This window comes from Eubacteriales bacterium mix99 (assembly GCA_038396605.1).
Lineage (GTDB): Bacteria > Bacillota > Clostridia > Caldicoprobacterales > DTU083 > UBA4874.
In genome coordinates this window covers 1071355-1090506 of the sequence record CP121690.1, presented here as the reverse complement: position 1 = coordinate 1090506, position 19152 = coordinate 1071355, and the positions used below count along the sequence as shown (strand labels likewise).

Below are 19152 nucleotides of genomic sequence, written 5' to 3'. Positions count from 1 at the left end.
AGGGACAGGTATAACGGGCTGCCATATATTCCGCATTGCCGTGCTTTTTCCCTTCCGCCTCCGCATTTTTCGCGAGGCTCTTATTTTACATAAAATGCTGTCATTCTTTGCTTTCTGCAAAACAGAAGTCAAAGTTCCGGAAAAAAGGAAGAGGAGAAAGGTAGGATGCAAAAATGATCACAAAGATAAGGAAAAGGGACGGCAGGGAAGTACCGTTCAATATCGAGAAAATTACCAATGCCATTTTCAAGGCAGCCGTTGCTGCAGGAGGCAGTGATTATCATACCGCCGAATCCCTGGCGGAGCAGGTGGCGGAAACTCTGGAGCACGGCAAGGAAAAGGTTCCTTCCGTGGAGGAAATCCAGGACACCGTGGAAAAGACACTCATTGAATCCGGCCATGCCCGGACGGCCAAAAAGTTTATTCTCTACCGGGCAGAGCGCACCCGTATCCGGGAAAAGAACACACAGCTGATGAAGACATACGAAGGACTGACCTTCCAGGATTCCAGGAACAATAACCTGAAACGGGAAAACGCCAACATCAACGGGGATACCGCCATGGGTACCATGCTGAGATACGGTTCGGAAGGAGCAAAGCGGTTCAACAGTCTGTATGTATTGAAGCCGGAGCATTCCAAAGCGCACAATAACGGCGACATCCACATTCACGACATGGACTTTCTGACCCTGACCACAACCTGCTGCCAGATTGACATCAGGAAGCTGTTCCGCCATGGGTTTGCCACCGGCCACGGACATCTCCGGGAACCGCAGGACATCCAAAGCTATGCAGCCCTTGCCTGCATTGCCATTCAGTCCAATCAAAATGACCAGCACGGCGGACAGAGCATCCCGAACTTTGATTACGGCATGGCTCCCGGTGTCGCCAAAACCTATGCCCGGCTCTACTTTCAGAATCTTGCCAAGGCACTGGAGCTCCTGGGCAATGTGGAAAATGCAGCAAAGCAGGCCCAAAGCATACGGGATTCCATCCGAAAGGAATACCATCTTCGTCCCACTCTGGGAAACGTTGAAAACTATCAAACTATCGAGAAGCAGATGCTGAACCGCATCGTTCCCGAAAAATCAGCCGTTCAGCGGATTCAGTCCTTCGCAGCCGAAAGTGCGGAAAAGGAAACGGACCGGAATACCTATCAGGCAATGGAAGCCCTGATCCACAATCTGAATACCATGCACAGCCGGGCAGGGGCACAGGTTCCCTTCAGCTCCCTCAATTATGGGACAGATACCTCCCCGGAAGGGAGAATGGCCATGAAGAACGTGCTGCTGGCAACCGATGCAGGTCTGGGAAACGGGGAAACTCCCATATTCCCCATCCATATCTTCAAGGTGAAGGAAGGGATCAACTACAACCCGGGAGATCCCAATTACGATCTGTTTCAGCTTGCCTGCAAGGTCAGTGCAAAAAGGCTGTTCCCCAACTTCTCTTTCCTGGATGCGCCCTATAACCTGAAATACTATAAGCCGGGGCATCCTGAAACAGAAATTGCCTATATGGGCTGCCGGACCCGCGTCATCGGCAACGTTTATGATCCCTCCAGAGAAATTGTCAACGGGAGGGGAAACCTGAGCTTTACCTCGGTAAACCTTCCAAGGCTGGGACTGAAGCACAGGCAGGATGTGGACGGTTTCTTTGAAGAGCTGGACAAAATCATCGATCTGGTCATCGATCAGCTGCTGGATCGCTTTGAGATCCAGGCAAGGAAAAAAGTAAAAAATTTTCCCTTCCTGATGGGACAAGGCGTCTGGATGGATTCAGAAAAGCTGGGGCCGGAGGATGAAGTACGGGAAGTCCTGAAGCATGGCACCCTTTCCATGGGATTCATCGGGCTGGCCGAATGTCTGAAAGCCCTGATCGGGAAACATCATGGAGAGTCGGAGGAAGCACAGAAGCTTGGTCTCCGTATAATCGGTCATATGCGCAAACGGATGGATGAGGCAAGCAAAGACCATCAGCTGAATTTCAGCTTGTTTGCGACTCCTGCGGAAGGACTGTCCGGTCGTTTTGTTGAAATGGATCGGAAAATCTATGGCTCCATACCGGGAATCACCGATCGGGAATACTATACAAACAGCTTCCATATCCCGGTCTATTATGAGATCAGCGCCTTTGATAAGATCCGCCTGGAGGCTCCGTATCACGAGCTGACCAATGCCGGACACATCACCTATGTGGAGCTGGACGGGGATCCCCTGAAGAATCTTCCCGCCTTTGAAAAGATTATCCGGGCCATGAAGGAGACCGGAGTGGGTTACGGATCCATAAACCATCCGGTGGATCGGGATCCGGTGTGCGGGTTTACGGGAATTATAAATGACACCTGCCCATCCTGCGGCAGAAAGGAAGGAGATGTGAAATTTGAGCGGATCCGGAGAATCACCGGCTATCTGGTGGGAACCCTGGACAACTTCAACGATGCCAAGAAAGCGGAAGTAAGGGACCGGGTCAAGCATTTTGCCGGCAGTTTCTGAACCATTGGAAGAAAGGGCATGAGATGTTATGTTAACTAAAGCAACAACAAATATGGTGAAAACAATCCGGACAATAGCTCCATCGGCCACATTACAGGTCGCCGGTGTCATTCCGGAATCCATTGTCGACGGTCCGGGGATCCGGTATGTGGTCTTTGCCCAGGGGTGCAGACACCGCTGTCCGGGATGCCACAATCCCCAGACCCAGCCCTTTGACGGGGGAAGCGTGTTGAAGATCGGCTCTGTCCTCCGGGATATGAAGAAAAACCCGCTGCTGGATGGCATCACGTTCAGCGGCGGGGAGCCTTTTGAACAGGCAGCTGCCTTTGCAGAGCTGGCCAGGCAAGTGAAAAAACAAAATAAGGATTGGAATGTCCTTGTTTACAGCGGCTATACCTATGAGGAACTTTTCCGCCGTGCTGCGGTTCATCCCGATTGGAGCAGTCTGCTGAATGCCGTGGATATTCTGGTGGACGGCCCGTTCGTACAGGAAAAGAAGAGTTATGAGCTGCTGTTCCGCGGCTCTTCCAATCAGCGGATCATTGACATGAAGAGCACCCGGCACTCCGGCCGGGTAGTTCTGGCGGAAGAAAGATGACAGGACAATATTTGTGTGATAAAATAAAGCCCAACAAAAAGTCTTTGCTGATTTTCAATGGATCCAGGGAGGAAGGATGATATGACACACAAAGGCACGTGTACACTTGAAACAAAGCAGTTGCTGCTGCGCCGCTTCACGGGGAACGATGCGGAGGCCATGTTCCGCAACTGGGCAAATGACCCGGAAGTGACAAAGTATCTGACGTGGAGCCCCCATGGAGACATTGTGGAAACCAGACGAATACTGAAAAACTGGACAGAGTCCTATGAGAAATCCGACTTTTACTGCTGGGCAATTGTACCAAAATTCCCTGGAGAGCCAATCGGCAGCATCAGCGTCGTCCATCGCGACGACAAGGTGAACAGCGTTCATATCGGCTATTGCATCGGCAAAGCCTGGTGGCATCATGGCTATACTTCAGAAGCTTTATCCGAATTGATCCGGTTCTTCTTTGAGGAAGTCGGTGTGAATCGTATCGATTCCCGGCATGACATACGAAACCCCCATTCCGGAAATGTAATGAAAAAAGCCGGCATGCATTATGAAGGTACCATGCGACAGGCAGACAGAAACAAACAGGGGATCTGCGACAGTGCTTACTATGCCATCCTTGCAGAAGACTATCAGGCGCAGAAAAGTCCTCATCCGCTGATAGGGAAAACCGCCATTGTAAGCAAAACGGCGGAGGATACCGATACCGCTGCCTCGATAAAAAGCGGGTCGCTGCCGGTGCTTGCCACACCAGCCCTGACGGCGCTCATGGAACAGGCTTCCTGCAAATGCCTGTCCGATTGCCTGGAATCCGGTCAGACTTCCGTAGGAACGGCAATCTCTGTCGAACATACCGCAGCAAGTCCCCGGGGTGCAAAGATTACTGCAACCGCCGAGATCACTGAGGTGACAGGAAGAAAGATCGGCTTTGCCGTCACCGCCCGTGACAATACAGGGGAAATCGGTCACGGAACCCATAGTCGTTTTATCGTGAAAACAGACCGATTTATGAAGAAAGCCGAGGCACGGAAATAAAACTCTACTGAGAGATTGCCTTGACATTACTATGTGATTACTACACTATGTGATTACTACGTATCGTATAAACAGGAGCAAAATATAAAACCCGCCAACCATTGTGATTAGTGGGTTTTCTGTGGAGCTGATGGGCGGACTTGAACCGTCAACCTGCTGATTACAAATCAGCTGCTCTGCCAATTGAGCTACATCAGCAATGGCGACCCGGGACGGGCTCGAACCGACGACCTCCAGCGTGACAGGCTGGCATTCTAACCAACTGAACTACCGGGCCAAATGAAAGCCGGGACCCAGAGCTGTTCTGTCTCCAAACCCTGACCTTCCAAACTTTATAAATGGTGACCCCTAGGAGATTTGAACTCCTGTTACCGCCGTGAAAGGGCGATGTCTTAACCACTTGACCAAGGGGTCCCAAATGGTGACCCATCGGAGATTCGAACTCCGGACACCTTGATTAAAAGTCAAGTGCTCTGCCAACTGAGCTAATGGGTCCCGCAATATATCCTATGTTTCGCGGACAAGTAATATTCTACAACAGCCTTCTGCGTATGTCAACCAGAATTTTTGGCCAAATCGTTATATCATATTGCGGGCAACGACAATTCCGGTAACCGATGCCTGCATCAGTCCGCGGGTCACTCCCGCGCCGTCCCCGATGGCATACATATTCTGAACCTCTGTCTCAAATTGATGGTTCACTTCCACCTTGCTGCTGTAAAATTTGACTTCCACCCCATACAGCAGGGTGTCCCTTCCGTACAAACCAGGCGCCAGCTTGTCAAAAGCCTTCATTGTTTCCGTAATGGAAGTCAGATAACGCTGGGGGAGCACATAGCTCAGATCTCCCGGTACCGCACTGGAAAGGGTGGGTATCGTGATTGATTTGCGCAGACGGCTTGCATCGGTCCGCCTTCCCATCATCAGATCTCCCAGTCTCTGTACCATGATTCCTCCACCGGTCAGCATATTCCCCAGCTGTGCAATATATTTGCCGTACTCAATGGGCTGATGGAACGGATCGGTAAACCGTGTGGAAACAAGAATCGCAAAGTTGGTATTATCCGTTTTCAGCTTCGGATCCGCATAGCTGTGTCCATTGACCACGGCAATTTTCCCGTCATAATGTTCTTCGGAAACCACACCGCCCGGATTCATGCAGAAGGTGCGGACCTTATTCTCAAACGTATCGGAATAATAGACCATCTTGGCCTCATACAAATCCTTTGTAAGGTGGTCCATAATGGCATTGGGGACTTCCACACGGACACCGATGTCCACCTCGTTATTGAACGTGCGGATTCCGATTTTTCCAGCCTGATCGGCCAGCCATTCTGCACCATCCCGTCCCGGAGCCAGAACCAGGTGCTCACAATGGACGGTCTGCGGTGCCTCTCCTTTCTTCTGAAGAACCACGCCCTCCACTTTACCGTCTTTCACCAGTATGTCCTGAGCCGTTGTGAGCTCACAGAATTCCGTATGGGTTTCGCTGATTAGGTAATCATACATGCCCATCAGTACATCAAAGGCTTTTTCCGTTCCAAGATGTCGCACACCGCAGGGAATCAGACGGATATTGTATTTCTGCGCTTCGTATTTGATTTCATCCACACGGGTTGTGTTCAGGCCATGAATGACACTGCTGGCCCCGAATCGGAGATAAATGCTGTCCGCATACTGAATCAGGTCTTCGGCTTCTTTCCGATCCATATAGTCCAGGATCCGGCCACCCACTTCCGGGCTCAGACTGAGTTTTCCATCGCTGAAGGCTCCCGCTCCGGACCATCCGCTGACAATGGCGCATGGCTGGCAGTTAACGCATTTGCCCGTCTTTCTGGCCGGGCAGTTCCTTTTGCGGATTTCCCTGCCTTTATCCACAATAAGAATCTTTCGGTTCCGGTCCCTCCCTGACAGTTCCAGGGCAGTAAAGATGCCGGCAGGCCCGGCTCCGATGATTACCACATCATATTCCTGTTTCGTCATGTTCCGTATGATCCTCCTTATCTGTTATCCACATTTCCTTTATGGTTTTCTCCAAAATCCACAGCTCCTGTTTTCCACAACTTTTCCTGCAGATTCCGCTGGATAATCCGCCTTGCTTTCCACTTCCTTCTCACTTATCCACAGAGTTATCCACATTTTCGACGGGTTATCCACATGTTATCGAAAAAATGCGTAAAAAAGCTCTTCCCCGATGGAGGAAGAGCCTTGAATCAAAGCAGGTCAAACCTATTTGTCTGCCAAATACTCGTTCAGTGCTTTTATCAATGCATCCACATCAATGCCATGAACGGCGGCTGCATCTTCAATGCTCTCACCCATAGCGGCCGGGCATCCCAGACAATACATCCCGAACTGCATGAATATAGGAGCAGTACTGCGGTCTATGTTCAGGGCTTCAGCGATTGACATATTCTTCGTGATCTGTGTGGCCTGTGCTGCCATATGCAAAACCTCCCTTAATCCTCTCTGTAATCTCTCCAATTCTTCTCACCTTTATCATACACTTACTATTTTCTTTTGGCAAGCATTTTATTCAGATTTCAAATGGATCTCCGTCGTTTCTATTGAAATTATCTCCGGATGTGATAAGATGATAAATGGGTTCGCCGCTGGACTACATCCAACAGGCGCTGCCAATATTTTGAGGTTCCATATACCGCTTGATACTGCTTTTATTTACGGCTTTTATACAAAGGATGATGTGGCAATGCCGTTATGTAAATTTTCGGAAAACTTTCAGATGTTTGATATTACCCCTGTGGAAAATCTATTTATCAATGAATTCATGCTGAAGGCACCCGGAGACTTTGTAAAAGTCTATCTGTATGGACTGATGCAGTGTTATAACCCCAATACGACGGAAAACTCCCTGGATTCTTTTTCACGTGCCCTGGAAATCGACAACGGGACTATAGAAAATGCCTTTCAATACTGGGAGCGACAGGGAATCCTGACCTACCGCAAGGACAAGGACGGACAGCTTTGCATTGAATTTTACAATATCAAGGATGTCCTGTACAATCAGGGCCTGAGTTCCGAAAAGACAATGTACAAATACAAGGACTTCAATCAAAACATGCAGCAGGTATTCGGCAACCGTCTGCTGACTCCGCAGGAGTACCTGAGGATCTATGACTGGATCGAAATACTGAACCTGCCTATGGAAGTCGTCCTGATGATGGTACAGTTTTACATATCCCGTATGGGAAAGAAAATCCGGATCAATTATCTGGACAAGGTAGCGGAAACCTGGGCCAGGGACGGTATCAATACATTGCAGAAGGCAGAGGAATACATTCAATCCAACGATACCTGCTTCAAGGATTCGGTAGCGGTTCTGAAATACCTGGGAATTCACCGTTCTCCCTCCAAGGCGGAGTTGGAGCTGTATAAAAAATGGCGCGGCTGGGGGTTCAGTCTGGCTTCCATTCTGCTGGCCTGCAAGGAAACCACCAAGGTGCAGTCCCCCAACTTTGGCTATCTGGACAAGATCCTGGAGAATATGCACAAAAAGGATGTTACCACCCCACAGGAAGTCAAAATGCATATGGATACCCAGGAAAGCGATGCCTCCCGGCTCAAGGAAGTGTATCAGCAACTGGGTTATAAGGGCAGCAAACCAACTCCGGAGCATCTGGCCATGTACCGCAGCTGGACCCACGACTATAATTTGGGCCACGACGTCATTCTCCAGGCCTGCAGGCAATGCGTCCGAAAGAATGCAAATTCCTTTGAGTATCTGGACGGCATGTTGAAACAATGGGCCAAAAACGGTCTGACCACGGTACCGGAAGTAAAGGACTTCCTGTCCAGGAGACAGGCAACGGACAATGAGATCCGGGCAATCCTGGAACGTACGGGAGACAACGCAGCAAATATTTCCGGTTCCGAACGGAAGCTTTATCGGCAATGGACGGAAGCCTGGAATATGCCCTTTGAAGTCATACTGCTGGCAGCGGAGTACTCCAGCCTGGCAAAGGACAAGATCCGCTTTTTGAATAAGATCCTTGAAAGCTGGCATGGAAAAGGCATCCGCACGATCCGGGCAGGAAAAGAAGATCATGAGCAGCACAAAAAGGAGCTGGAACTCATGAAGCAAAACACGGGAAAGAAAGGAAACGGACTGAAAAAACAGCTTGACTTCAATAAATTCCCACAACACAGCTATACAGAAGAGGATCTGGACAACCTGTTTGAAAATATCGAAAAATAAGAAACCAGGAGCAGCAGCATATGAAAGATGAATTGCTGAAAGAAATACTGAGAGAATATGATGCCTATCGGCTGGAAGAGCAGCAGGCGCAGAAAGAGCGGGAAGCGGAAGTCCTTCGCAGCATACCCGAGCTTGCCCGGCTGCGCCGTTCTCTTGTGTCTTCCATGGCGAAAAAAGCCCGGACCCTGGTTCGGCAGTCCGATCCCATCTCTCATAGCACTGCAAAAGGATCGGTCAGCGGGCCAGCCGATTCAGACAGGAATGCAAAACCGGATCAAGGCACAGAATCCAGTCCGGACATGGAATCGGAATGGAGCCGTCAGACAAAGGAAAAGGAAGCCGCACTTCTTGCAGAGCACGGATATCCCAGGGATTATCTCGATACCCATTTCCGATGCCCCAGGTGCAGGGATACCGGTTATGTGGGGGATCTGGTGAAAAAAAAGTGCAGCTGCCTGATTCAGAAGCTGGCAGAGCGTTCCTATCGCTTTGCCGAACTCTCCGAAACAGAGCAGGAAAACTTCGGAACCTTTGATGCCGGCGTCTTTCCGAAAGCACCGATGGAAGGCAGCAAGCTGAATCAAAGGGAATATATGGAGCACCTGAAAAATGTACTCTGGGACTATCAGACCGCCTATCCGGACAATCCGAAAAAGAATATTCTGTTTACCGGAAAGACCGGACTGGGAAAAACATTCCTGTTGAATTGCCTGGCAAAATCCATATTGGAGAAGGGTTATACCGTCCTGAAGCTGACCTCCTTCAATCTGTTTGAGAATTTATTCCGCAGTTCCCTGCAAAATTCGGAGGAAGGAGCCCTTCTCCTGAAGGACCGTATCTTCAGCGTGGATGTTCTGATCATTGATGATCTGGGCACGGAGACCCGGCGTAATAATTTCACCGCTGAGGAACTGTTCAATATCCTGAATGAACGGTATCTGCAGAAACAGCATACCTTCCTGTCCACCAATCTGTCCTTGTCGGACCTGAGGGATTTTTATTCGGACCGGGTAACCTCCCGGCTGTTTGACACCCAGAACACCATGATATTCCGTTTTGCCGGTCAGGATATCCGTCTGCGGACCCGGCACTGCGGGGACAACAGCTCGTTTAAGGAAAAAGCGTGACCCTGAACAGAAATCACGCTTTTCCAAAACACTCCATCCTTCTGTATTGAAGTCTGTTGTAAGGTAATATTGAAACAGGCATGACAAAGCTTTCACGGTTTTTATAGCTCTTACAACTTTTTACGGCAGTAACGATTTACATAATCCCTGATATTTTGCATGGATGCATATTCAAATGTTCCTTCCGGCATGGAAGTCGTCTTCTGAATATGAAAATCATCCCCAAAGGCTTCTTTCAGTATTTTCAGACCTTCTTTCCGAAACTCCTGATTCTCCGGATGTTTTTCCATAATCCGGATCAGGGAAACCGCTGCATAGGAAATCACCTGGAAATACACTTCATTGAAATTCCTGTTCGGATTGAACAGATAGCTGGTTTTTGTTATTTCATGATATAGTCCTTTTCCATATTCCCTTTCGTCCAAAAGGATTTCCTTCAGCATTGGAGCCAATTCCATATCTCCCAGTTTACCAGCCAGATAGATGGCGATAACCGTTCTCAACTGATTCGTCCTCCGATTATCCTTATAATAAAAACTATCACGGTTTCGGACAATATCCCGAAGGACGGGCAGACAGGCTTTATCCCCAATCAATCCAAGAGCTATGGCACAATTGCTGCGCAGCAATTCATTCCCGTCCGCACCAGACATCCATTGCTTCAACTCTTCCGCCATCCGATTCCCCAGACGTTTGCAGGAATAAATGGCAATGCCCGGCATATCTCCGGCCAATTCCCTCCGGATCTCATTTTCATCTGTCAGCCAGCGAACCTGCATTCTTCGATACTGGTCATCAAACATGATTCCCACATTGTTTTCTTCCTGCAGACATCCGGTTTCCTGCAATATTTCCCGGACTTCCTTATAAGGAAGATCTATGGGCTGAACGCCTTTTTTTACCGCCAAAGCAGCACAGACGCCTGCACTTTCCCCGCATTTGAACATATCCTTTTTCATGCGAACAAGACTTGCCGTATCATGATCCACTCCAATATGCCTCCCGGCAGTCAGAAGAGACCGGTATCCTTTTGGAATCAGCGATTTTATGGAAATGGGCACCGACAAACAGACTGTGCTTAGGTTGCTTGCCACATACCAGTCCTGCAGAAGCTCCGTTTCCAGAGCATTGTCCTTTCCATGTTTGTCAAAATCAGAGTAAGCATAAAACAACGGAGTTTTGGTCTGGTCCCCGTCCAGAATTTTCTGCATGGTGACGGTTTCCTCCGCCAGAATGCGTCTGCCTTCCCGGATCCCGATAGAGGGAGCTAAAAAGAGTACTCTTCCATGTTTATTGCGGAATTCCCCCAGGAGCTGACTTTCATGGGCAGCCAAAATGGCGTTGGAAAGCTCTTTTGGATCGTATTGATTGATATAGCCACTGTCATGATTGGTTCTGGCGATATTTCCTTCCTCTGTTACCCAAACCTTCACGCTGGTATACGGCCTGGTTTTCCCGTCGGATTGCCTGCCGCAGTCTACCGCACAACCAGCCATAGCGCATACCTCTGCCTCCGCAGTGGCGTCGATCAGCATCTCACAGGCCAGATTTTGTACTCCATCTTCCGTCAGTACGGAAATGCCCCGAACGGTCTTTCCGTTCAAGTAAACCCCTGTTACAACGGTTTCAAATAAAAACTCCGCTCCCTGATCTGCCGCCTTTTTTTCCAACAGGTATTGTTTTGCTTCCACTTTCCCGAGAAACATCTCATCCTGCAGGGCTTTGCCCTCCCGGTCGATTTTTTCATACATGCCTCCATTGGCACCATAATAATAACCATCCACATAACCAAACGTACTCATCCCACCGGCACCGGAAAACCGATCAACGCCCAGAACAGATACTCCCTGCATGGCAGCTGCCAGAACGGCAAAGGATCCGGCAGTGCCTGTTCCCGCTACGATCACATCATAATGTCTGTCAAATGCAATGTCGTCCGCTGCAGTCTCCCTCGGGATGCCGTCTGCCATTCTCCTGTAAATCATATGCCCGCACTCCTTCCCAAAGCAAAACCGACGTCCATGGCAATTAAGGGATTGACCTGCCAGGCGGATGGAAGCAGAAAATGTGTTTTGCTGATCTTTCGATATCCTATGGATGGAGTTACATCAAAGCACAAGCCAACGGCCGCAATCTTCCAGTTTTTCATATCTTCCGGGCGCCGCGCCCAATACCCGATAAGCTGATGTCTGGCCTGATACAGAGTTGTATCGTTCGTAACAGGGTACCGCATCACTGCACTGTTCACCGTCTCATCCCCATCCGGATAAAACTCCGCACCCTCCGGAAAAATGGAAGGAAACAGTTCGGATTGATCCCGGTTTACCAGCAAACAGTTCAGGGACTTGTTCCGGATCCCGATTTCCCGCTCCGTGGTATCAATGATGCAATCCGCATATATCGTCTGAAATCCTCCGATACAGTAAACGGAAAGCTCATAGCCACCGTCCTTTTCCTTCACACTTACCAGTCCGGTTTCCAGCAGGATATCCGCTTTCAGTGCCCGAAATGCCTTACAGAACACAGACCCGGCCGAATAGATATGTGTGCTCCTGCCATTCCCGGTACAAAGAATGTTTTCGGACAGCAACTCCTCCCGAATCGTGCGGGCCGGTATGGACTCCGGCTCTTTCTCCCAGCCGGTGCCCGGTTTGTATGCATTAATGAATTCATAGGCGACCATTGAGGTGGAATTGAGTATCAGGATATGATACCTGTCCCCTGCCTCGCTGGCAATGCCCAGGGCTGCACTGGTTGCGCCAAGGATCACCAGATCATATTTCAAGATAACATCCTCCCTCCGATATTCTCTTTCCTGTGTACACTTAAAGTGTGCCTGATGCCGCTACTGATATCTTATCATGGAAATCCACACAGGCTTCCTGATCCTTACATTATTTATACAAAAAATTTCGTATGCCTGAAGATCGCTTTTATATAAAATACAGCTGGGTTCACCCCTTCAGCGCTCCAACCATAACACCCTTTACGAAATACTTCTGGATAAGGGGATAGACCAGCAAAATTGGCAGTGTGGCAACGATTATCGTTGCGTATTGAATGCTTTTCCCCACCATTTCCCTGTCATCCACGCCCGTTATCCCTTCCAGCATGGTATCCGTATTGTTGGAGATCAGGATTTCCCTTAAGATCAACTGCAGGGGATAAAGGTCTCTCTCTCTCAGAAAAATCATGGAATCAAACCAGGAATTCCAGTGGGAGACTCCATAAAACAATATCATTACAGCAACGACAGCTTTGGATAAGGGCAGGACAATGCGAAAGAGTATAACGAAATCATTTGCTCCGTCTATTTTGGCAGACTCCTCCAGGCTGTCCGGAAGGGACGAAAAAGATGTTCTCATAACAATCAAATTCCATGTGGATATCGCCTGAGGTAAAATTAATGCCCATAAACTATTCCCCAAATGATAATTATTGTACACCATCAAATACCTGGGAATCATCCCGCCGTTGAAATACATGGTAAATACAATCAGAATCATCATGACATTTTTGAACTTGAAGCTTTTTCTGGACAAAATATATGCACCAAAGGATGTAAGGAGAATATTGAGGATCGTTCCAATTACCAGTATAAACAAAGTATTGCGGTATCCTGTTGCAATATTGGGATTTTTGAAAACCAGTTTATAAGCCATCAGACTGAATCCTTTTGGCTTAAGCAATAATCCATGATGGCCGATTAGCAGACGGGACTCGCTGACAGAAGCCAGTATTACATAAATAAATGGATACACGGTAACAATCATCATGCAAATCATAAACAATGCATTAAAGAAATCAAAGATTCGATCTCCTGCGTTCTTTCTCACAACCATATCTGTCTCTCCTTACCATAAACTCGTATCACTGACTTTTTTGCTGAACCAATTCGCAGAAATCAAAAGGGCAAAATTGATTAGTGAGTTAAACAATCCAACCGCCGAAGTATAACTGAACTGAAAACTTTCGCCGAGACCCTTTCGGTACACAAAGGAAGAAATCACATCTGCTGTTTCATATGTATTGGGATTATACAGCAGGATAATTTTTTCAAACCCTACACTCATTACCTGCCCGATTCTCAGTATCAGCATGATAATAATCGTGGGCATAATACCGGGCAGCGTCACATGAAGCAGCTGTTTGAGCCTTCCGGCTCCATCTATTATTGCAGCCTCATACTGCTGAGTATCGATGCTGCTTAATGCGGACAAATATATAATAGCGCCCCATCCTGTCTCCTGCCATATCCCGGTGCCGACGTAAATGCCCCTGAAATATTGAGGCTGACTCAAAAAGCTTGTTGCTTCTCCGCCAAACAAGGTATACAGACTGGTAATCACCCCATCACGTGCAAAAAAATCATGAATCAGGCCGCATACCACTACAGTGGATATAAAATGAGGCAAATAAGCAGCTGTCTGGATTGTCCTCTTAAAGGCATGATTTCTGATCTCATTCAACAGCAGGGCAAACAGAATGGGAGCAGGAAATCCCCACAACAGCTGATAGAAGCTCAACAAAAATGTATTTCGAAGTAATCTGCTAAAATAGTAACTTTGAAAAAATTCCCTGAAATATTGAAATCCTACCCAGGGACTTCCCCAGATCCCTTTTGACACATCAAAGTTCTTAAACGCAATCACAGCGCCATACATAGGACCATAATGGAACAACAGATAATAAGCCAATACGGGCAGCGCCATGAGATATAAGTATTTATTCTTTGAAAGTTCTTTTATAATCCTATCAGACAGTGTGTTTACCACTGGTATCGCCGATCCCGGCTTTACTTTATAATTACTGTTCAGCTTCATAATAGCACACCCTTCATTTTATATTGTGTTCCGGAAGAAGATTCCTGCTTCTTCCGGAACACAATATTCAACTTACCTGCTGTTATAACGGTCCAACGCCTTCTGCTTCAGCTCAATGACACGATTGATATTCATTTTTTCCATTTCTTTTACATACTGATCAAAATGATCGGGAGATTCCTGTCCCATTATGAACTTTACAGCCATTTCCTGCTGATAAGAGCTTACCGTAGCCATAATCGTCGAAACTTCTTCTGCTTCCTTTGCTGAGTTGGTAATAGGAGGTACCAATACATCCAGGGCATTATCGGCCACCTTCGCCCAAAGATTTGCGGCATCCTTTTGCTGAGGCAATTGAAAATATTGCTCATGATATCTTCCATCAATATACCCTGGTGTAGGAGTACTGCCTCTTGTATATTTCCCCAGGGCCTGTGTCACGGAAAGGCCATCGGGATTATTCATAATCAGGTCTGTATATTTGGGATACCCGTTTTCCATATTATAAGATACGCCTTCCACCCCAAAATTTTTGAGAAGAGCACCTTCTTCGCTGTATAAGTAATCGATAAGTTTTGCGGACTCCTCCGGATATTTATTATGAGGAGTGATGGCAACGGAACCGCCGCCTCTGTATTCCCATGGCCTGGGTACAAACTTCGGCTGTTCCCCTTTCTTCTGAACCGGAAATTGGGCGGCAACCAGATCAAAGGAAGAATCGTCTTTCATGGTATTCATATACTTTCCCATTCCTCCGCCTATATGGGTCATTAATGCGCCGGACTGCCCTTCAATCACCCTGGAGTCCACTGCATTACCGTCATTTGCAGCAAAATCCGGATCCAGTAGCCCATCCTGATACCATTCACACATCAGCTCCAGGAATTGCCTGTATTCCGGTTGCATGGGACCATACATCATCTTTCCGTTTTCCAGATAGAATCCTTTTCCTATATGAAAAGGATCATTGAAAATTCCTTCATTGCTTAAAATATCAGCAACAGTGCCGGTAAGTGGTGCAGAACTGCCCTTTTCTTCCTTGAAACCGGTCAGCACTTCCGTCCAGTCATCAATGGTCTCCGGGACGGATAAATGCAGTTCGTCCAGCCAATCCTTACGGAGAACCAGGCCTCCGGAGATATGATACTTGCTTCCTGAATAAGCCGGGAATACATATAAATCCCCTTCATCCGTCCGTACCTGCTTATTGATCAATTCATTTGTCTCCAGAACAGTTTTGAAATTTGGTGCATTTTGATTCACCAATTCGTTCAGCTTGATTATAATGTTGTCGCTTATTGCCTTTTCCGGTCCTCCCGGATATCCCAGCCAGTTATATTCAAACAGATCCGGAAGTTCCCTGGATACAATGGCAAGATTGAATTGCTCCTTCTCCTGGCCAGCAGGCGGATGCATAAATGTGATATCAATGTTGAATTCCTTCAGCCACTTCTTTACCATTTCCACTTCGCCTAAATTGGAAACCACAGTGGCAGCATTATTGTCCAGTGCAGCCCAATAGGTCAGCTTAATTGGTTTGTCATCTTCCTTATCTTTCTGCCCATCGTCGTTTGCCGTCTTCCCGGATACCTCTTGATCGGCTTTTCCCCCTTCTCCTTGTGCCGTTTTCTCTTTCCGGTCCGCAGCACACCCTATCAGAATGCTTCCTGACAATAAAACTGTTACCATGATAGAAAGAAGCCGTTTCCACTTGCTTTTCATGATACGTTCCCCCCATTTTTATTTTTTTCTCAGGACTGCTTTCTTAACCATGGCTCATTGTATTTGCTGCCAGAACCAAAATCAATTTTTAATTTTTTTATTCGTTTTCAATATGTTACAATTCTATAAACAATAAAAACTTTTACTATCAATTTTTAATAATCTCTCATCGTATCCCTGTACTTCCCGGGAGTTGTGCCTTCATATTTTTTGAATACCCGAATGAAAGAGACACTGTTGTTGTATCCAAGCTTCTGAGCTACCTCTTCAATTTTACACCTGCTTTCCTGCAGCATCTGTTTTGCTGTCTGCATTCGAAGTTTGTTGATATAATCCAGTACTTTTTCTCCGGTTTGCTCTTTAAAAAAGCGGGACAAGTATGCGGGGTGAATGGAAAAATGCTCCGCAATCATTGCATTGCTCATTTCCGGACAGGAATAGTTTTCATTTATAAAGTTTATAATATCATCCTTTAATTTGCTGTTATGGCTTTGCTTCTTCCTCTCCACACACCCACAGATATCTTCCAGTGTAGATTCCATATATTCCTTCATTTCCATGATGGTATTGCATTTCAACATTTGTTCAACTCTTTCCACCGGGTCTATCGTCTGCAAAAGATCCGGATCAGACGTTTCACTGAATTCATTTATCGTTTTGATCATGGTACTGACCAGATTAAACATCAAACACCTGGCCATATCAACGGATAATATGCCCCCGTCCAGATTGTTTGATATAACAGAATTTACCATGGCCTTTGCTTTTGTAAGATCCCCCGATTTAATGGCATTGATCAGTTTGTACTCCACATCCATAGGATAGGAATAGTGGTAATTCGGATGCCTTATGTTATTGTACTGAATTATTTGTTCTGCTCCGATCACCATCCTATATTCCATAGCTTCGATCGCTTCCTGATACGCCTCCGGAAAACCAGCCAACGAATCATGCACACGGCTTACAGATATTGTGAGCGTGGTATACAGGTAATTTTCAACAAGTCTCTTTGCGTTCTTTGCTATGTCCAGAATTTCATTTTCGGCTTCCGTTGCTTCTGTCAGGCTAACACCCATTAAACACGCCAGAGAGTGATCAATTTCAACGATATACCCCTGGTGGCCCTGATTCGTTATTTCGCCCACTACATTTGCTATTACATAATTAATCAAGTCCAGCTTGCTTTCTTCCGTAATGTTTTCTTCTCCGTAAAAAAACTGATCATATTGCTCTATGTGAAATAAAATTACCGCATAATAATTGGAGTGAAACTGGATGTGATAGGATTCTGCAATGCGAAAAAACTCATCATTCACCTTAATTTTACCGCAAAGTAATCTTCGCATAAAACTCAATCGCATTTCATCGTTTTGCTGATCCAGCTTCCTGTGGATAGATTCCTTCTCTTCTAATATATTGCTCAATGCTTCCTGGATAAAATGATATTCATTATCATTCTTTGGATCCCCCGCAGGGATGCTGTCCTTAAGCGAAACAATAAGCTCTTCCAATGGATGATAATTTCTTTTGGTAAAAAAGAAACTGATGATCCCTCCAGCCACCATACATAGAACGAGGCTTAAGACAGCATATTTTTGAATATAATTTGCTTTTTCCAAAAAGACGGATTCCGGTATAGTGGAGATATATTTCCAGCTCATGATATCGGAATCAATATACGATATTACCATATCATTCCTGCTTTCCAGGACAGGCGAAACATTATTGGCATGCGGATATTTACTATATTCAAGAACATCTGCTGTTGCAGGAAGATTCCTGGAATTTTGCGAAGTAATCACACGATTACTTTTATCAAGGATAAAGAAGCTCCCTTTCGCAATCCATTCGGTGCTGGAAAGGATATCATCAATACACCTGCTGTTTAACAGAACAATAATAGTAGCAGCATCTCTTCCTTCTGATGGGAAGGAATGCAGATATGCAATTGTACTTCCTTCTTTCCCCCGTGAGCCTGAAGGCAGTGTCATACAGGTATGGTGATATCCTTGTTGCAGCAAGTGATTCCATTCCTCACGGGTTATTTTGCTTACCTTTTGAACCTCTTTAAAAGCAACGTCCGAGGAATAATATGTCCCCTGGGAAAGAACGATATTGCTGTTCTTTAAATAAATATAAACTTTATCAATAAAATCATTGTCTATGCTGTGATACTTCAGTTCCTTGGAAATAACCTCCAGAAGCTGGTAACGATAAAAGGAATCGATATATTGCGGATACAGAACAGATCGAATCTTCTTATTTAATGATATATCTGTTGCCATATGTTCTATATTTGACATCTGTCCATCTATGCTCTGCTGGACCTGTTTCAGAATTGCTGCATTTGCCCTGTTTATCTCATTATGTATAATTTTCTCAGATTCATTGTATACTACGATACTCAGCAAAACTGGAACAAACAGAATGACGAAATAAGAAGCAAGCCATGAGAGAAACACACTTTTCCCAGACCTCCATTTACCCTTTATATGCATACCCCAAGCCTTCATCTCCCGCTCGCTGGCAATCTCGTATGAAATTGCGTTACGTTTATGTGCATTAGAAAACTATTCTATTTTCCAGCCCGTAAAAATCTTTTATATAACCATCCACTATTCTATCAAAAAGCAACAAAAAACAACAGAAAAAAAGCATTCTGTAAAGAGATGCTGCATAGGATTATTAAGAAAGCTTTATACCAAACCGATATATGACTTACTCATGGATCTGACTTATCATAATGTAATCAGGAGGATGGATAACATGAATTACCAAATGGTATTATCCTGGAACCGTTCGGATTGGATTTTCCCGGACACAAACAGTAAGTCCGAATTTGAAGCAAACCAATATTGGAAACTTGCTGTACCCACTGGGATGAAAGTGGATCAAAGCGGGAACATTTACGTCGCAGTCCCGCGCTGGGGCGAAGGTCATCGTTGCTGACAATAGAAACGGTTTGGCTTATATTACAAATTCAGGAAAAGGACGGGCGGGCCATGGCAGCTCCCCCCTCAAGTGAGTTGCCAGAGATGCCCTGATTTACTTACAGAGTATAATCGGTAATGCAGTCGTACCAGTAAACATAGGGCTTGCCATTCAGCGAGAGCTTTTCATCTTCCGCAGAACCTCATTCCAC

At 46.4% G+C, this 19152-nt stretch carries 12 protein-coding genes, 4 tRNA genes and 1 pseudogene; 5 read left to right on the top strand and 12 right to left on the bottom strand.

Annotation, left to right across the window (positions count from 1 at the left end):
• Positions 1 to 173 precede the first annotated feature (173 nt).
• The 3 genes and pseudogenes from QBE55_04535 to QBE55_04525 all read left to right on the top strand — a co-directional run bounded on the left by QBE55_04535 (position 174) and on the right by QBE55_04525 (position 3726).
• A complete protein-coding gene (locus QBE55_04535) occupies positions 174 to 2495 on the top strand; it encodes an anaerobic ribonucleoside triphosphate reductase (protein ID WZL79424.1) in 2322 nt (773 codons plus the stop codon).
• 52 nt (positions 2496 to 2547) lie between these two features.
• On the top strand, positions 2548 to 3093 hold the full coding sequence (gene nrdG / locus QBE55_04530; GenBank protein ID WZL79866.1) for an anaerobic ribonucleoside-triphosphate reductase activating protein: 546 nt from the start codon (positions 2548 to 2550) through the stop codon (positions 3091 to 3093).
• 81 nt (positions 3094 to 3174) lie between these two features.
• Positions 3175 to 3726 (top strand): annotated as a pseudogene (locus tag QBE55_04525) (GNAT family N-acetyltransferase).
• 518 nt (positions 3727 to 4244) lie between these two features.
• On the opposite strand, the gene QBE55_04520 reads toward QBE55_04525, so the two are convergent.
• The 6 genes from QBE55_04520 to QBE55_04495 all read right to left on the bottom strand — a co-directional run bounded on the left by QBE55_04520 (position 4245) and on the right by QBE55_04495 (position 6567).
• Positions 4245 to 4320 (bottom strand) — tRNA-Thr (locus QBE55_04520).
• A 2-nt stretch (positions 4321 to 4322) separates the two neighbouring features.
• Positions 4323 to 4399: transfer RNA gene (locus tag QBE55_04515), tRNA-Asp, on the bottom strand.
• Between the two features lie 62 nt (positions 4400 to 4461).
• Positions 4462 to 4536, bottom strand: a tRNA-Glu gene (locus tag QBE55_04510).
• 5 nt (positions 4537 to 4541) lie between these two features.
• Positions 4542 to 4617 (bottom strand) — tRNA-Lys (locus QBE55_04505).
• An 84-nt stretch (positions 4618 to 4701) separates the two neighbouring features.
• Positions 4702 to 6105, bottom strand: coding sequence for an NAD(P)/FAD-dependent oxidoreductase (locus QBE55_04500; GenBank protein WZL79423.1), 1404 nt, complete (start codon positions 6103 to 6105; stop codon positions 4702 to 4704).
• Positions 6106 to 6351: 246 nt separating this feature from the next.
• Positions 6352 to 6567: a DUF1858 domain-containing protein gene (locus QBE55_04495; GenBank protein WZL79422.1), complete on the bottom strand. Its 216-nt coding sequence runs from the start codon at positions 6565 to 6567 to the stop codon at positions 6352 to 6354.
• Positions 6568 to 6832: 265 nt separating this feature from the next.
• On the opposite strand from QBE55_04495, the gene QBE55_04490 reads away from it, so the two are divergent.
• Positions 6833 to 8338: a DnaD domain protein gene (locus tag QBE55_04490; GenBank protein WZL79421.1), complete on the top strand. Its 1506-nt coding sequence runs from the start codon at positions 6833 to 6835 to the stop codon at positions 8336 to 8338.
• A 20-nt stretch (positions 8339 to 8358) separates the two neighbouring features.
• Complete coding sequence (locus QBE55_04485) at positions 8359 to 9465, top strand: ATP-binding protein (protein ID WZL79420.1); 1107 nt, start codon at positions 8359 to 8361, stop codon at positions 9463 to 9465.
• A 110-nt stretch (positions 9466 to 9575) separates the two neighbouring features.
• Here the strand turns inward: QBE55_04485 and QBE55_04480 are convergent, their stop codons facing one another.
• The 6 genes from QBE55_04480 to QBE55_04455 all read right to left on the bottom strand — a co-directional run bounded on the left by QBE55_04480 (position 9576) and on the right by QBE55_04455 (position 17701).
• A complete protein-coding gene (locus tag QBE55_04480) occupies positions 9576 to 11450 on the bottom strand; it encodes an FAD-dependent oxidoreductase (protein WZL79419.1) in 1875 nt (624 codons plus the stop codon).
• The gene (locus QBE55_04475) at positions 11447 to 12250 is read right to left on the bottom strand and encodes a hypothetical protein (GenBank protein ID WZL79418.1); all 804 of its coding nucleotides are present in this window, start codon (positions 12248 to 12250) and stop codon (positions 11447 to 11449) included. The genes QBE55_04480 and QBE55_04475 overlap by 4 nt, the downstream gene beginning before the upstream one ends.
• 169 nt (positions 12251 to 12419) lie before the next feature.
• Positions 12420 to 13307, bottom strand: coding sequence for a carbohydrate ABC transporter permease (locus tag QBE55_04470; GenBank protein WZL79417.1), 888 nt, complete (start codon positions 13305 to 13307; stop codon positions 12420 to 12422).
• A gap of 12 nt (positions 13308 to 13319) precedes the next feature.
• The gene (locus QBE55_04465) at positions 13320 to 14288 is read right to left on the bottom strand and encodes an ABC transporter permease subunit (protein ID WZL79416.1); all 969 of its coding nucleotides are present in this window, start codon (positions 14286 to 14288) and stop codon (positions 13320 to 13322) included.
• Positions 14289 to 14360: 72 nt separating this feature from the next.
• The gene (locus tag QBE55_04460) at positions 14361 to 16010 is read right to left on the bottom strand and encodes an extracellular solute-binding protein (GenBank protein WZL79415.1); all 1650 of its coding nucleotides are present in this window, start codon (positions 16008 to 16010) and stop codon (positions 14361 to 14363) included.
• Between the two features lie 155 nt (positions 16011 to 16165).
• The gene (locus QBE55_04455) at positions 16166 to 17701 is read right to left on the bottom strand and encodes a helix-turn-helix domain-containing protein (protein ID WZL79414.1); all 1536 of its coding nucleotides are present in this window, start codon (positions 17699 to 17701) and stop codon (positions 16166 to 16168) included.
• Positions 17702 to 19152 lie beyond the last annotated feature (1451 nt).